The organism is Streptomyces sp. NPDC002623 (genome assembly GCF_053592635.1).
In genome coordinates, this window is record NZ_JBSFWB010000013.1 from 202,847 (window position 1) to 217,021 (window position 14,175).

13 protein-coding genes are annotated in these 14,175 nt (G+C 71.8%); 4 read left to right on the top strand and 9 right to left on the bottom strand.

Going from position 1 to position 14,175, the window contains the following annotated elements:
• Positions 1 to 56: 56 nt before the first annotated feature.
• The 6 genes from ACWD4O_RS24560 to ACWD4O_RS24585 all read right to left on the bottom strand — a co-directional run bounded on the left by ACWD4O_RS24560 (position 57) and on the right by ACWD4O_RS24585 (position 7,817).
• A complete protein-coding gene (locus ACWD4O_RS24560) occupies positions 57 to 2,678 on the bottom strand; it encodes a hypothetical protein (protein WP_451282833.1) in 2,622 nt (873 codons plus the stop codon).
• Positions 2,675 to 4,312, bottom strand: a complete 1,638-nt coding sequence (gene pstS / locus ACWD4O_RS24565) for a phosphate ABC transporter substrate-binding protein PstS (protein WP_451282835.1) — start codon at positions 4,310 to 4,312, stop codon at positions 2,675 to 2,677. Before pstS ends, ACWD4O_RS24560 begins: the two co-directional genes overlap by 4 nt.
• On the bottom strand, positions 4,309 to 5,550 hold the full coding sequence (pstA, locus tag ACWD4O_RS24570) for a phosphate ABC transporter permease PstA (RefSeq protein ID WP_451282837.1): 1,242 nt from the start codon (positions 5,548 to 5,550) through the stop codon (positions 4,309 to 4,311). The genes pstS and pstA overlap by 4 nt, the downstream gene beginning before the upstream one ends.
• 1 nt (position 5,551) lies before the next feature.
• Positions 5,552 to 6,523 carry a phosphate ABC transporter permease subunit PstC gene (gene pstC, locus ACWD4O_RS24575; RefSeq protein ID WP_451282838.1) on the bottom strand — a complete coding sequence of 324 codons (972 nt, stop codon included), beginning with the start codon at positions 6,521 to 6,523 and terminating at the stop codon, positions 5,552 to 5,554.
• Between the two features lie 264 nt (positions 6,524 to 6,787).
• Positions 6,788 to 7,381, bottom strand: coding sequence for a TetR/AcrR family transcriptional regulator (locus tag ACWD4O_RS24580; protein ID WP_451282840.1), 594 nt, complete (start codon positions 7,379 to 7,381; stop codon positions 6,788 to 6,790).
• 151 nt (positions 7,382 to 7,532) lie between these two features.
• Positions 7,533 to 7,817 carry a hypothetical protein gene (locus tag ACWD4O_RS24585; RefSeq protein ID WP_451282842.1) on the bottom strand — a complete coding sequence of 95 codons (285 nt, stop codon included), beginning with the start codon at positions 7,815 to 7,817 and terminating at the stop codon, positions 7,533 to 7,535.
• Position 7,818: 1 nt separating this feature from the next.
• Between ACWD4O_RS24585 and ACWD4O_RS24590 the strand changes: the two genes are divergently transcribed.
• Together ACWD4O_RS24590 and ACWD4O_RS24595 are read left to right on the top strand one after the other, a co-directional pair.
• Complete coding sequence (locus ACWD4O_RS24590) at positions 7,819 to 8,715, top strand: alpha/beta hydrolase family protein (RefSeq protein ID WP_451282844.1); 897 nt, start codon at positions 7,819 to 7,821, stop codon at positions 8,713 to 8,715.
• A gap of 14 nt (positions 8,716 to 8,729) precedes the next feature.
• Positions 8,730 to 9,623 carry an LLM class flavin-dependent oxidoreductase gene (locus ACWD4O_RS24595; RefSeq protein ID WP_451282846.1) on the top strand — a complete coding sequence of 298 codons (894 nt, stop codon included), beginning with the start codon at positions 8,730 to 8,732 and terminating at the stop codon, positions 9,621 to 9,623.
• 29 nt (positions 9,624 to 9,652) lie between these two features.
• Here ACWD4O_RS24595 and ACWD4O_RS24600 read toward each other — a convergent pair whose 3' ends face one another.
• A complete protein-coding gene (locus ACWD4O_RS24600; RefSeq protein ID WP_451282847.1) occupies positions 9,653 to 10,075 on the bottom strand; it encodes a VOC family protein in 423 nt (140 codons plus the stop codon).
• A 216-nt stretch (positions 10,076 to 10,291) separates the two neighbouring features.
• Between ACWD4O_RS24600 and ACWD4O_RS24605 the strand changes: the two genes are divergently transcribed.
• Positions 10,292 to 10,993: a TetR/AcrR family transcriptional regulator gene (locus tag ACWD4O_RS24605; protein ID WP_451282849.1), complete on the top strand. Its 702-nt coding sequence runs from the start codon at positions 10,292 to 10,294 to the stop codon at positions 10,991 to 10,993.
• A gap of 142 nt (positions 10,994 to 11,135) precedes the next feature.
• Positions 11,136 to 12,125 (top strand): NAD(P)-dependent alcohol dehydrogenase, encoded by a 990-nt coding sequence (locus ACWD4O_RS24610; protein ID WP_451282850.1) that lies wholly within the window; start codon positions 11,136 to 11,138, stop codon positions 12,123 to 12,125.
• A gap of 91 nt (positions 12,126 to 12,216) precedes the next feature.
• Here the strand turns inward: ACWD4O_RS24610 and ACWD4O_RS24615 are convergent, their stop codons facing one another.
• Both ACWD4O_RS24615 and ACWD4O_RS24620 read right to left on the bottom strand, forming a co-directional pair.
• On the bottom strand, positions 12,217 to 13,725 hold the full coding sequence (locus tag ACWD4O_RS24615; RefSeq protein WP_451282852.1) for a hypothetical protein: 1,509 nt from the start codon (positions 13,723 to 13,725) through the stop codon (positions 12,217 to 12,219).
• A 180-nt stretch (positions 13,726 to 13,905) separates the two neighbouring features.
• The gene (locus ACWD4O_RS24620) at positions 13,906 to 14,115 is read right to left on the bottom strand and encodes a hypothetical protein (protein ID WP_451282854.1); all 210 of its coding nucleotides are present in this window, start codon (positions 14,113 to 14,115) and stop codon (positions 13,906 to 13,908) included.
• Positions 14,116 to 14,175: the final 60 nt, after the last annotated feature.

Sequence of the window (14,175 nt, forward strand, 5' to 3'; positions counted from 1 at the left end):
GCGGGCCGTCCGCCCCGACTGTCCTTCGGGGCGGGCGGCCGTCCGTGGGGGCGCTCTCAGCGCCGCAGCAGCTTGTGCAGCCGCTCGGAGAGCGCCGGCAGGGCCGGCAGGGCCGGTAGGAGGGTCGCCGTGCGGCCACCGGGCAGCCGCACCCGCAGCGGGAGCCGCAGCCGGCGGCCGCCCGCGAAGGGCGCGCCCACCGCGGCCGCCGCGCCCAGGGCGGCGCCCACGGGAACGGCGTAGCGCAGGGCGTTCGCGGGGTCGTCGGGGGTCGTGCCCAGCGCGGTCGTGCGCACCGCGTCGCCACCGCCGAACGACGCCGAGGCGGCCGGAGAGGCACTCGCGGCGCCGCTCGCCGCCGCGCCGGCGCCGCCGTCGGCCGAAGCACTGCCCGCGCCGGTCTCCGTGCCGGAGCCGCCGGTCGACGAGCCGGCGGAGGAACCGCTGCTCCCGCTGCCGGAGGGGCCGCCCTTGTAGGCGGCCAGGGCGTCGGCGGCGGAGACGGTGCGGTCGCGCAGCTTCTTCGGCAGCGGGGCGTAGCCGGCGGGCAGCCGGCCCGGGTCGGCGCCGGTGAGCTGGCCGTCGCCCGCCGCGTACCGCAGCAGGGTCGCGTAGTCCTTGCGGGCGGCGGCGTCCAGCTCGGCGGGGCGGGCGGCGGCGTAGACCAGCTGGGCGAGCGGGTAGGCGGCCTTGGCGGTGGCCGTCGCCGGACTGATCTCGGCGACCTGGGAACCGGCGGCGCTCGCGGCGGCGGCGGTCAGGGCGGCGGTCGTCGGCGCGGCGAACGTTCCGGCCGTGTTGCGCAGCCGGGCGGTCTGCAGGCCGTAGCGGGTGGCCGAGGCCGCGTCGGTGACGGTGATGACGAACCGGGAGCCGACGGTCTGCGGGCCAGGGCTCTTGTAGGCGGGCGGGCTGGCCAGCGGGTCCCAGGTGGACTTCCACAGGCCGTCCGTGCGGCGGGTGTGCAGCGCGGCGGAGTGCATGTCGTCGACGTACGGATGGAAGTCGATCATGCACTGCTGCTGGGTGGCGCCGGTGCCGGGCGGAACCGTGCACCAGGGGTCGCTCTTCGGGTAGTCGTCCGTGCGGGACGGGTCGAAGGCGGCGCCGGTCGGGTTCACATCGGCGTTCGTGGAGTAGTACGGGTTGACCCGCATGCCCCAGTCGTCGGAGACCCCGCCGAGGAACTGCCGGGCATCCTTGTCCGACCGGATCCACTGCCACAGCGCACGGGCCGAGTCGGAGTGGCCCAGCGAGGTGAGCAGGTCCGTGTCGGTGGCCGGGGTCTCGGCGACCGACAGCTCCGCGAACTCGGGGTTCAGCTCCACGAACTCGGGGTCGGTGGCGAGGCCGGCCGGGTTGTTCTTCGCCCAGCCGTAGTTCTTGGCGGCGGTGCCGCTGATCACCGCGCCCCAGGGCGAGTTGCGGTAGGACGAGGTGAGCAGCTTGGCGACCAGCCGCGGGGTGAGGTCGATCGACTCGACCTTCGTGCCCGCGAGTCTCTCCACCGCCTGCGACGCCCCGGCCTTCGGCCTGCGTTCGACGGTGAACCCGATGACGGTTGCGGACAGCGCGACCGGCGCGTACGACGTCGTCCCCGAAGGAGCGGTCGTGCCCTCGTCGGCGCCCAGCGCACGGGTGGTGAAGGCGAGCCCGGAGCCGCCGTCGCGGGTGAGACGGGCGCGGGCGTCGGGCTCGCCGAGCTCCGTGTAGCCGTACACCTTGCCGGACGGGCACAGGGCCGCCTGCCAGCTGGTCATCGCGTCGGCCGCGAGCTCGCTGCCGGCGGTGGCGCGTTCGTCCGAGCCCAGGGCGCAGTTGACGCCGACCTGGTTGAAGCCGAGCGGGATCGCGATGCGGTTCTGCCAGTTGCTGGAGGAGACCGGGGAGCCCGCGTTGACCTGGCTCCGGTCGGCGTACGGCTTGCCGTCGAGGTCGAGACGGCCCTGCGGGACGATCACCAGCCAGCAACCGCGCGGCTTGGTCACACCGCCCGCGGTGACGGGTGCGCCGCAGCCGAGATGCGGGGCCTCGTTCGCGGTCTGGACCTCGAAGAACTCCTTGCCGGTGCCGTCGGCGCCGGTGCGGGCGAAGTCGACCTCGTTGGTGGTGTTGCGGTTGAAGTAGGGGTTGTTCTGGGTGCCGCTGGTGACGGTGTCACCGCTGACCGGCTTGAAGGGGACCTCGCCCGGCGCGTTCGGGTTGGCGGCCCCGTAGCGGTTGTCCTGACCGTAGTTGGCGGGGTCCGCGCTGTAGAAGACGCGGCGGGTGTCGTCGTAGTCGTTGCCCGGCCAGCTGCCCCGGTCGGTGGTCGGGGAGGCCCCGAACTGGCACTGGGTGCGCGACGGGCCGGGGTTGGCCGGGACCGTCCCGTCGTCGTCGCCCCAGCACTGCATGATCTGCACGAAGTCCGTGTTGAACAGGGTGCCCGCGAACGTCGTCGGGGTGCCCCCGGTCCAGGAGACGGTGACCGCCTGGCTGGTGAGGTGCGTGGTCCGGTCGACCGTGAACCTCATGTCCTTGAACTCGCCGCGGCCGGAGACCGTGACGGCGGATCCGCTGCCGGTGCTCGCGGCGGTCGCGGGCGGGGCCGCCTGGGCGACCGCGAGTCCGGCGAGCGCGCCGACGGCCGCGCCGGCCAGGAGACGGGTGAGAAGACCGCGGACGGCGTTCTTCATCGCGAAGCCCCCTTGTCGCGGAGGAGACGGGACACCACGGACGGCAGCAGGATCAGCCCGAGCACCAGGAGCGCGGCGAGCAGCATCAGGGTCTGGGCGCCGGTCCAGCCGGTGCGTCCGGCGACCGCGACAGGCTGGGCCAGCGCGACCGTGCCGTCCGCGGCGGTGGCGGCGTCCCCCGAGCCGCCGGCGGTACCGGATCCTCCGCCCGGGCTCAGCGTCTGGCCGGTGTCGGGGTCGACGGAGGGCCGGCCGCCGGCGCTTCCCGCGGAGGAGCTGCCGCCGGTCGTGCCGCCGGACGTCGTGCCTCCGCTGGATCCGCCGGAGGCAGCGCCGGAACCGGTGCTCGTGCCGGTCGACTTGGCGCCGCCGCTGCCGCCGGTGCAGGACGCGGCGCCCTTCTTGTCGCAGGCCTTGGGGTAGGGGGCCGTCTCGGCGAGCTTGTTGCGGCCGTTGGAGGTGAAGGTGGGGTTGTTGCACTTGCTGATGTCGATGTTCTGCGCCTGCACGCCCGGGATGCGGCGGATCTGCTCGAAGCCGGCCTGGACGAGGTTGATCGGCAGCGGCGAGTAGCCGAGGTCGGGCGCCTGCTGCTGGCCCTGGCACATGAAGTAGTAGGAGAACGCGCCGAGCGTCTTGCCCTTGGCCTTGGTGAAGGTGCCCTGCACCTTCAGCGGCAGGATCATGTACGAGTAGCTGGACAGCGGGTAGTTGCGCCGGTCGCTGTCGTTGTAGACGCCTTCGAGCTGCTGGGTGAGGTAGTCGGCGGAGCTCCTGTTGGTGTTGATCTTCGCCTTGAGGAGCGACACCGCGACGTTCTGCGGGGTGGGCTCGGTGTAGTAGCCGGCGTGGTTGAGGACCTTGGCGACCGGATAGTGCGCGTTGAGGGCGTACGAGTAGTTGACGTAACCGATCGCGCCCTCCCCGTAGTTCTGGGCGACGTAACCGGCCACGCCCAGGTCGCCGGACTGCGCGATCATGCCGGAGACGGTGGGGAAGTACGAGGTCTGCCCGCATGCGCCCGAGCGGCCCACCTTGGCGCAGTAGGCCTGCCACAGCGACTTGTGCTGGTTGGCCATCCACATCGTGAACTGGGCGGTCGAGCCGGAGCCGTCGGAGCGGACGACGGGCACGATCGTGCGGTGGGGGAGCTGGAGCCCCGGGTTGTCCGCCTTGATGACGGGGTCGTCCCAGGTCTTGATCACCCCGGTGAAGATCTTCGTGACGACGTCCCCGGAGAGACGCAGGTTGGTGACCCGCTTGCCGTTGACGGTCAGGTGGTACATGAACACCGTGCCGCCGGCGACGATCGGCATGTAGGCGTACGATCCCGCGCCCGGGCGCTCGGCCGCGGAGCCGTCGGTCGGGTTGGTCTGGAACGGGATGTCCGAGACGGCGAAGTCGACGGTGCCGGAGAGGAACTGACGCCGTCCGTCGGAGGAACCGGTACCGGCGTAACTGATCCGCATGCCGTACTGGTTGACCGCCCTGCGCCACTCGTCCACGGCGTTCTCGGCCCAGGTGGAGCCGGCGCCGGCGATGGGAGTGTAGGTCTCGGCCGAGGCGGGCGTGGCCGTGCTGAGGATGCCTATCAGGGCGGCCAGGATGCCCAGTCGTCTGAGGGCGTTGATCATCGGTGAAGATCTCCGTTGTCGGGTGCGGGTGCGTGGGGGCCGGTCGCGCCCGGGGAGTTGGTCTCGGCGTATCTCTGGACGTCCCGGCGGGACGCTCCGGCCGTCCTGCGGGCCTGGCGTTTCGTCTGGTGGCCCGGGCCCCGGCCGCCGATGACACGGGCGATCATGAAGAGGATCAGGACCAGGCCCATCAGCACCGCCGCCGCACCGAAGCCGCGCGCGATCATCGTGGGCTCGGGGGACTTGACGAAGTTGAAGACCGCGAGGGGGAGCGAGACCATCGGCCCGCTCGTCGGGTCGGCGTTGAGCGCGGCCGTGAAGCCGGCCGTGAGCAGCACGGGCGAGGTCTCGCCGATGCCGCGCGCCGTGCCGAGGATGACCGCCGTCGCAAGGCCGGAGCGGGCGGTCGGCAGGACGACGTGCCAGACGGTCCGCCAGCGCGGCGCGCCCAGCGCCTCGGCGGCCTCGGTCAGCGTGCCGGGAACCAGCCGCAGCACCACGTCCGCCGCGCGGATCACGATCGGCAGCATCATCACGCTGATCGCGAACCCCGCCGCCAGCCCCGACTTCTGCATGCCGAGGCCGAGGATCCAGACGGCGTACACCATGAGCCCCGCCACGATCGACGGCAGCGCGGTCATCGCCTCGACGATGGTCCGCACGAAGCGGGAGAAGCGGCCCGGGATCTGGTTGAGATAGACCGCGCAGGCCAGCCCCAGCGGGACCGTGACGGCCAGCGCGATGGCGATCATGATCAGCGTGCCGACCATCGCGTGGGCGATGCCGCCGTTGCTCAGCGGGTCGAGCGGGCCGGCCGCCTGCATGTCCTGGGTGAAGAAGTTGCCGTGCGGCAACGCCTCGCGCCCGCGCCACGCGGTGAAGCCGACGACGAGGGCGAGCGCCGTGAACAGCAGCCCCGCCGCCGTCCACAGCACCGTGGTCATCACCCGGTCGCGGACCGCCTGTCCGTCCTCCTCCAGGCCGGTGAGCACGGCGTAGATCGCGAGGAAGGCGGCGTACCAGGTGACGGCGAAGCCCAACGAGCCGGAGAACGGCGCGATCTGACCGAACAGCAGCACCGCGACGCACAGCCCGGACACGGCGGCCCCGCACAGCGCCAGCACACCGGAACGGGTGGGTCCGCCGATGCGGCGCGGCTGGTCGGGAGGCTCGACGGGGGCTTCGAGGGGGTCCGGAGCGGCGTCCGTCACCGAGGGCATCTCTTCTACGACGGTCATCTCATGCCTCGCTCTGCGCGCCGGACCGGGAGCGGGCCACGATGGAGGAGGCGGTGAAGTTGACCGCCAGGGTGAGCAGGAACAGCGCCAGGCCCGCTGCCATCAGCGCCGACATGCCGAAGTCGGAGGCGTCGCCGTAGTGCAGGGCGATGAGGGAGGAGACCGAGTTGGAGCCGGTCTGCAGGATGTGCGGCTGGATGAGGAAGACCGGCGAGATGATCAGATAGACGGCGATCGTCTCGCCGAGCGCCCGCCCGAGCCCCAGCATCGTGCCGCCGATGATGCCGCCCTTGCCGTACGGCAGGACGACCGAGCGGATCATCCCCCAGCGGGTGGCGCCCAGCGCGTACGCGCCCTCCCGTTCGCCGGCCGGGGCCTGCGCGAACACCTCGCGCATCACCGAGCACTGGATCGGCGCGACCATCAGCGCGACGACGATCCCGGCGACGAACGCGGACGCGGTGTACACGCTCTCGGACGCGAGAGGTTCGCCGGGATCGGCGCCGTCGACCGCGAACAGCGGGATCCAGCCGAACCAGGTGGACAGCCACCGCGACAGTCCGATCACATGCTGCTGGAGGAAGAACAGCCCCCACAGCCCGTACACCACCGACGGGACGGCCGCCATCAGGTCGACGAGCGTGACGAGGGTGCGGCGCAGGCCGCGCGGGGCGACGTCGGAGATGAACAACGCGGTCCCGACGGCCAGCGGCACGGAGATCGTCACCGCGACGGCCGCGATCAGCAGGGTGCCGGTGAGGACGGCCGCGATGCCGAAGTTGTGGACGTCCGGCTGCCATTGGGCGGTGGTGAGGAACCCGAACCCCCGCGCACGCAGCGCCTGACCGGCCCTCAGCAGCAGGAACAGTCCGACCGCCGCCATGATGCCGAGGACGACGACCCCGGTGGCCGTCAGCTGGAACCGGAAGATCCGGTCACCGAGCCCCCGGGCCGTGTGCAGTTGCCGTGGCACGGGTGGGTCCAACTTTCCCGACAAGCCGGATCTATCGGGCTCCGGTTCATCGGCAGCGTCCAGTACGGACGTCACTGCTCCCCCCAAAGGAAACGTTTCTCCGCAAGCGGCTTCGTGATCGAGGCGCGCGTGCAGAGTCAATGGCCGAATCCTTTCCCCCCAACGCGTCGGATGTGGACAAGATGTGAACCCCTCATGTCTCTTTCGTGGGGGCGCTGTGGGGCTGGAGGGTGGCCCGGGGGTGTCGCGGGTGACTCGAAGGGGTCAGGCGGCGGGCCGGCGCAGGCCCGCGACGAGGAACGCGACCAGTCGGCGTGCGTCGTAGCGCGAGTCGCTGTCGGCGCCGATGCAGAGGTTTCCGACGCCGCGCATGAGTTGGTAGGCATCCAGGTCGGCGCGGATCTCGCCGGAATCGGCGGCGGCGTCGAGGAGTTGGGTGCACACCGGCAGGAGGCGGTCGAGGAAGTAGGTGTGCAGCGCCTCGAAGCCGGCGTTGTCCGTCTGCATCGCGGCTGCCAGTCCGTGCTTGGTGACCAGGAAGTCGACGAAGAGGTCGACCCACTTGCCGAGGGCCGCGTGCGGTGTCGGGCCGGCCGCGAGCAGAGCCGGGCCCGCCTCGGCGCAGGCCTCCACCTGATGGCGGTAGACGGCGATGACGAGATCCGCCCGGGTGGGGAAGTGGCGGTAGATCGTGCCCATCCCGACGCCGGCCTCGGCCGCGATGTCGCGCACCGGCGCCTCCACACCCGAGGTGACGAACACCGCGGCGGCCGCGTCCAGCAGGGTCTGCTGATTGCGCCGGGCGTCCTTGCGCTTGGACCCGGCCGCGCTGCCCGCCTTCTGGCCGCTGTCGTCCACCGCGGCTCTCCTTCCGTGACTTCCGTGACTTCCATGGCTGCTGTGGCTTCCATGGCTGAACCTTGCGAAGCGGAACAGTGTTCCGTATCGTAAGCGGAGCAAGGTTCCGGTTTGCTCATGATGGCAGACCGGGGGACCGGCGGCCATGCCGTCATGCCATCACATGCCACCCGCGTCCACCCGGCCCGGCCTGCGGCGCGCCTCGCCGCCGGGCCCGCCGAACCAGGACTCGAAGACGCCGAAACAGCCGAAGAAACCGAAGAAACCGAAGAAACCGAAGAAGCCGTACGGAAGGCACATCCATGTCCGGATCAACCGCTCCGACCACCTCGACCACCTCGACCAGCTCGACCGCCTCGACCAGCTCGACCGCCTCGACCAGCTCGACCGCCTCGACCAGCTCGACCGCCTCGATCAGCTCGACCAGCTCGACCACCGTGATCTCCGCGAAGCCCGTCGTGCTGTCCGCCCCGGGCCGGGGCGAGGACCTCCAGGTCCGCGTGTCCGCCCCCGCCGCCCCCGCCGCCGGCGCCGACCTGCCCGTCATCGTCTTCTCGCACGGCTTCGGCTGGTCGATGAACGGCTATGCCCCGCTGGCGGACCACTGGGCCGCGCACGGCTTCGTGGTCGTCCAGCCCACCCACCTCGACTCCCGGACGCTCGGCATCCCCGCCGAGGACCCCCGTACACCGCGGATCTGGCGCATCCGGATCGAGGACCTCACGCGCGTGCTGGACGGACTCGACGTGCTGGAAGCCTCCGTGCCGGGCCTCGGCGGGCGGATCGACCGCGATCGCATCGCGGTGGCCGGCCACTCCTGGGGCGCTCAGACGGCGAGCGCACTGCTCGGCGCGCGGGTCCTCGACTCCGCCGGCGCGCCCGGCGAGGACATGTCCGACCCTCGCGTCAAGGCGGGCGTGCTGCTCGCCCTGACCGGCCTGGGCGACGACCTCACCCCGTTCGCCGCCGAGCATCTCCCCTTCCTGAGGCCGTCCTTCGACGCCATGACCCCGCCTGCTCTCATCGTCGCCGGGGACAACGACCGGTCCCAGCTGTCCACCCGCGGACCGGACTGGTTCACCGACCCCTACACCCACAGCCCGGGCGACAAGAGCCTGCTCACCCTGTTCGGCGCGGAGCACTCGCTCGGCGGCATCCCCGGCTACGAGGTCGCCGAGACGACCGACGAGAGTCCCGCCCGCGTCGCCCTGATCCAGCAGCTCAGCACCGCTTACCTGCGCAGCGTCCTCCACCCCGGGGACACCTCCTGGAAGGCGGCGACCGTCGCACTCGAGGGCGACGGTCACCCGCTGGGGAAGCTGGAGAGCAAGTGACGGCTCACGGTTCCATGGCGCAATCCCCCACCCCCCGATTCGGCATCATGACCGCTCCCTCGCAGGTCGACTACGACGACATCCTGCGGGTCTGGCGTGAGGCCGACACCCTCCCGGAGATCGAGCACGCATGGCTGTTCGATCACCTCATGCCGATCGGCGGCGACCCCGACGGCGTGACCTACGAAGGCTGGACGCTGCTCTCCGCCCTGGCCGCCCACACCCGACGGCTGCGTCTGGGCGTGATGGTGACCAGCAATCGCTTCCGGCCGCCGGCGATGCTGGCCAAGATCGCCACGACCGTCGACGTCGTCTCCGGCGGACGCCTCGACTTCGGCATCGGCGTCGGCTCACGCCCCAGCCACCCCATGGCCCGGCGCGAGTACGCCGCCCACGGTCTGCCCTTCCACGACACCGCCCAGGCGGTGAACGGCCTCGCCGAGGCGTGCACGGTGATCCGGCGGCTCTGGACCGAGACCGAGCCGTTCGACTTCCACGGCACCCAGGTTCAGCTGACCGGCGCCTTCGGCAACCCCAAACCGGTCCAACGGCCCCACCCGCCGATCCTCATCGGCGGACGCGCCGCCTCGACGCTGCGGGTGGTCGCCGAGCACGCCGACCTGTGGAACATCCCGGGCGGCGACATCGCCGACGCCGTCGAGCGCAGCGCACTGCTGGACCGGTACTGCGCCGAGATCGGGCGCGATCCCGCCGCCATCACGCGTTCGATCGTGCTCCAGGTCTCCTATGACGACCCCGGCGCGACCCGGCACGCCATCGCCGAAGCGATCGACGCCGGTTTCCGGCACATCGTCCTCGGACTGGCCGCGCCCTACCCCGACGACGTCGCACGCTGGGTCGCGGAGGAACTCGTCGCCGCCTCGATCGAGGGACGCCGCCCGGGGTGAGGCACTGCGTCTCGTACCCGGCTTCGGTGTCAGCCCTGTGCCGCGGTGATGTTGACCATCCATGTGATGCCGAAGCGGTCCGTACACATGCCGAACACGTCGCCCCACATCTGCTTGTCCAGCGGCACCGACACCGTGCCGTCGGCGGACAGCTTGTCCCAGTAGCCGCGCAGCTCGGCGTCGTCGTCCCCGCTCAGGCTCACGGAGAAGTTGGTGCCGACGGTGAAGTCCATGCCGGGCGGGGTGTCCGCGGCCATCAGGGTGAAGCCGCTCGGGGTCTCCAGCATGCCGTGCATAATCTTGTCCGCGCCGGCCGAGCCCGGGGCCTCGGCCTGGCCGAAGTCGCCGTAGGTGTTCAGCGACAGGGTGCCGCCGAAGACCTCCTTGTAGCGCTCCAGCGCCTGCCGGGCCTCGCCGGCGAAGGTGATGTAGGGGTTGAGTCGCGAAGCCATGGAATCCTCCTGAAAGAGGCAGCGGGTCGGTTCTGCGGACATTAGCCGGGGGCACTGACAACGGCACCCGGGACGGCTCCGGCTGCATCGGCTCCGTCCCCCATATGACCGACGCGAGGCGCCGAACTCATCGGTGGCCACGGACGTTGTACCTTCGTCGGTACCTTCGTCGACGGGAACGAGGGTCGGCTCCGGGGCCTGCCCGCACGGAAGGGGATGGTGGAGATAGCCACGCAGGTCGGCACCGCCGCGCAGCCCCGCGCGCCGTTGAGCAGGCAGCGGGTGCTGAGTGCCGCCGTCGCCCTGGCCGACGAAGGCGGAGTCGACGCGCTCAGCATGCGCAGGATCGCGCAGGCGCTGGGTGTCGTGCCCATGGCGCTGTACAAGCACGTGGCGAACAAGAACGAGCTGCTGGACGGCATGATCGACGTCCTCGTCGGCGAGATCGACCCGCCGGCCGGTGACGCCGACTGGAAGACCGCCGTCCGACTGCGGGTGCTGTCGGCCCGCCGCATGCTGCTGCGCCACCCGTGGGCGCCCGAGGTCATCGAGTCGCGGATGAAGGCGCGGTCCGCCCCGACGCCCGCGCTCATGGCGTATCTGGACTCGATGATCGGGATCTTCCGGGCCGGGGGGTTCTCGCTCGACCTGGTCCATCACGCGATGCACGTCATGGGGAGCCGTCTGCTGGGCTTCTCCCAGGAGTTGTTCGAGGACAGCTCCGACCGCGAGCCGGATCCGGACGCGTTGCCGCCCGAGGAGATGGCCGCGCGCTATCCCCACATCACGGAACTGGCCATGGCGGTCGCCCATGACGAGGAGTCCGTGGTCGGCTCGGGCTGCGACGACCAGTTCGAGTTCGAGTTCGCGCTGGACCTGACCCTGGACGGCCTCGAACGGCTCCAGCGCGCGATCTGATCCAGTCGCTCGGTTTTCCTGGTTCTGCCCTCTTCCCGCTTCGCCCCTTGACGGGTGTACGGCGTACACCTACCGTGCGACTGAGGGTGTACGCCGTACACCTCCAGTCGCGATCACGAGGTGGCAGGGGAGACGAGACCTGATGAAGGCGATCGTTCAGGAGCGGTTCGGTCCGCCGGACACACTGCGGCTCGCGGACACCGACCGGCCGAAGCCCGGGGCCGGCCAGGTGCTGGTACGGGTGCATGCCGCCGCCCTCAACCCCTACGACTGGCACATGCTGCGCGGCGACCCGTATGTGGCACGGCTGATGGGCGGCGTGGGGTTGACCCGGCCCAGGTGCCGGGTGGCCGGCATCGACGCGGCCGGACGGGTGGAGGCGGTCGGCGCCGACGTACGCGGGCTCGCGCCGGGCGACGAGGTGCTGGGCTTCTGCCCGGGCTCCTTCGCCGAGTACGCGCTCACCACCGCGGACCTGCTGGTGCCCAAGCCCGCCGGTCTGACCTTCGAGCAGGCCGCGGCCGTGCCGATGGGGGCGGTGACCGCCCTGCGCGGCATCCGGACCGTGGGGCGGACGCAGGCCGGACAGCGAGTGCTGGTCAACGGGGCCGCCGGTGGCGTCGGCACGTTCGCCGTGCAGATCGCCGCGGCCCTCGGCGCGGAGGTCACCGGCGTGTGCAGCGCCCGCAACGCCGACCTGGTGGCCGCACTGGGCGCCGCGCACGTCGTCGACTACGCCCAGGAGGACTTCACCGACGGCCGCGTGCCCTACGACGTCATCCTGGACAACGTCGGCAACCGCCCGCTGAGCCGGCTGCGCCGGGCGCTCGCCCCGAGCGGGACCCTGGTGGCCAACGGCGGCGGCTCGCCCGGCCATGTCTTCGGAGCCGTGGGCTCCATGCTGCGGCTGGTCGCGGCCGACGCGTTCGCCCGGCAGCGGCTCCGCCCGATCCTTCCGTCGGCCCCGGCCGGGCCCACCCAGGAGGACCTGCTCGCCGTCACCGCACTCATCGAGGCCGGCACGCTCACCCCGGTGGTCGACCGGGCCTACCCCCTGGCCGACACCGCCGAAGGCGTGCGCCATGTGGAGCGGGGCCACGCCCGCGGCAAGGCTGTGATCACCGTGCCGTGAGGGCCGTGAGGGCCGTGAGTGCCGTGAGTGCCGTGAGTGCCGTGAGTGGTGTGAGCGTGCGGAGCCGTGAGCCGCTCCGTCTGACGGACGCTCAGGGCGCCGCTGTCCGCGAGGCGGTCGGTGTCACGTACACCCGCCAGCCAGCCACCTCGTGCCAGGGCCAGGCGCGGGCGTACGCAGGCGGGCCGGCGTCCCCCTTCGCCAGTACGGCGACCGGGGTGTGGCGCGCGGTGCGCAGCAGGGTCGCCGCCGTGGTGTTGGCGTTGTGGCCGACGGTCGCCACGGAGGAACAGCCCGCGTAGAAGGCGATCGGGACGTTGAAGTGCCCGGTGAGCAGACAGGGCGGCCGGATGCCGAGCCGGTGCAGGCCGGCGGCGACGTGGGTCCAGTTGTGGTGGGCGGCCGTGGTCCGCCGTACCGTGCGGTCCAGCACGGCGAACTGCACGGCGAGATGCCCGGCCAGCGCCACCGTCACGCAGATCACCGCGACCGTCCGCCGGACCCGGCCCCGCGTCGTGACCAGGCGGACGAGCAGGTCGGCGATCGGCACGGCGAGCAGCGCGTAGGCGGGCAACAGGAAGCGGGGCGCGGCGTATCCGATGAGGAAGAGGTAGGGGAAGGCCGCCGTCGCGGCGCAGGCCAGCGGCACCAGCGTGGCGGCCGTGCGGCGGGCCCGGACGGCGACCACGAGTGCGAGGGCGGCGAGCAGCGGGAGGGCGTACCACCACAGCGTCACCGTCGGGTGGGGCAGGTCGCCTGTGCATGGGCGGCACAGGGTACGTCCGTCCATGCTGCGCAGTTGGTCCGCGACGGCGATGTTCCAGCCCAGGCCGCCCTGGATGCGGGAGCCGTCCGACAGCCGCTGCGCCAGGCCGCCGTAGGAGACGTATGCCTCGACGACCCACTGGGCGGCCCCGGCGACCAGGCCGCCGGCCAGTGCCAGTAGCAGCGCAAGCCGCCGCCACTTCGGAACGCACACGAGCAGGACGAGCAGCGGCAGGGTCGTCCAGAGTGCGTCCGTGGGGCGCATCCAGGCCATCACGGCGGCGCTCAGGCCCACGCCCCACAGGGCCGTGCGGTCGTGCCGGTCGGCCTGGGCGCGCAGGAAGTACCCGGTGCCGGCCAGGGCGGCGACGGCGACCCAGTAGTTGGGCATGGCCTGCGGGCCGTAGAACAGCGTCACCCACAACGTGGCGAACAGGCCGCCCGCGGTCGCGAGGACGCGGATCGGGAAGACGCCCCGCCAGGCGTGCAGCGCCAGGAAGAGCGTCAGGCCGGACAGGGCCGCCAGGTAGACCCGCAGCAGTTCGGTGGACGACGACCACGCGGCGATCGGCGCCACCAGCAGCGGGACGCCACGGGCGCGCGGGGCGCTGAAGAACGCGGCCGGCACGTGCGGGCTGACCTGGCTGACATAGACCGTCTCGTCCCAGCCGAGGCCCATCCCCGGCCGGACGAGGAGGAGTTGGGCCAGGGTGAAGGCGCCTGCGACGAAGGCGAGCCACACCGTGCCGCGAACCGGCCACCGAGCGCCCTCGGCCGTCGGCGCCGCTCGCCCGCGGGCGCTGCCGACCAGCGTGGCCTGGGAGCTGTCGGTCATCGCTCACCCCTTGCCCCTACCGCCCGCAGGGTCCGTTTCGCCCCATGGGACGCGGGGCTGCGACAAGGGCCGGTCCAGCAGCCCCTACAGCCGCAACGTTTCACCCATGGTCGGCCCGGGCGCGCGGGGCACCGCCGAACGGCGTAACGCGCCTCGATGCCTCAAGGGGGCGTCGGGTGGTCAAGGTCGGTGCGTGACGGTCACCTGCACGGTCATCGAACCCCGGTTGTCCTGGGAGCAGAGGCCGGCGACGTCGTTCGCGCCCAGTTGCAGGGTGCCGTTCCCGGCCGCCCGGAAGGTCAGCTTCCGCCCGACGGAGCCGGCGGAGGGGTGTCCCTGGAGGACATCCGCAGCCGCGACGTGGGGCCGTAGTCGGCCGGGCGCTGTCACGAAATGTGCGAGTGGCTGTGTCGATGGTTGCGTGATGGGATCGACTCGTCCCGCACGTCG

Excerpts from the sequence above, each read along its gene's own strand:
- ACWD4O_RS24605 (WP_451282849.1), top strand. The coding sequence starts at position 10,292 with ATGGTGGAGATAGCCACGCAGGTCGGCACCGCCGCGCAGCCCCGCGCG.
- ACWD4O_RS24560 (WP_451282833.1), bottom strand. The coding sequence starts at position 2,678 with ATGAAGAACGCCGTCCGCGGTCTTCTCACCCGTCTCCTGGCCGGCGCG.
- ACWD4O_RS24610 (WP_451282850.1), top strand. The coding sequence starts at position 11,136 with ATGAAGGCGATCGTTCAGGAGCGGTTCGGTCCGCCGGACACACTGCGG.
- pstS (WP_451282835.1), bottom strand. The coding sequence starts at position 4,312 with ATGATCAACGCCCTCAGACGACTGGGCATCCTGGCCGCCCTGATAGGC.
- ACWD4O_RS24615 (WP_451282852.1), bottom strand. The coding sequence starts at position 13,725 with ATGACCGACAGCTCCCAGGCCACGCTGGTCGGCAGCGCCCGCGGGCGA.
- ACWD4O_RS24595 (WP_451282846.1), top strand. The coding sequence starts at position 8,730 with ATGGCGCAATCCCCCACCCCCCGATTCGGCATCATGACCGCTCCCTCG.
- pstA (WP_451282837.1), bottom strand. The coding sequence starts at position 5,550 with ATGACCGTCGTAGAAGAGATGCCCTCGGTGACGGACGCCGCTCCGGAC.
- ACWD4O_RS24600 (WP_451282847.1), bottom strand. The coding sequence starts at position 10,075 with ATGGCTTCGCGACTCAACCCCTACATCACCTTCGCCGGCGAGGCCCGG.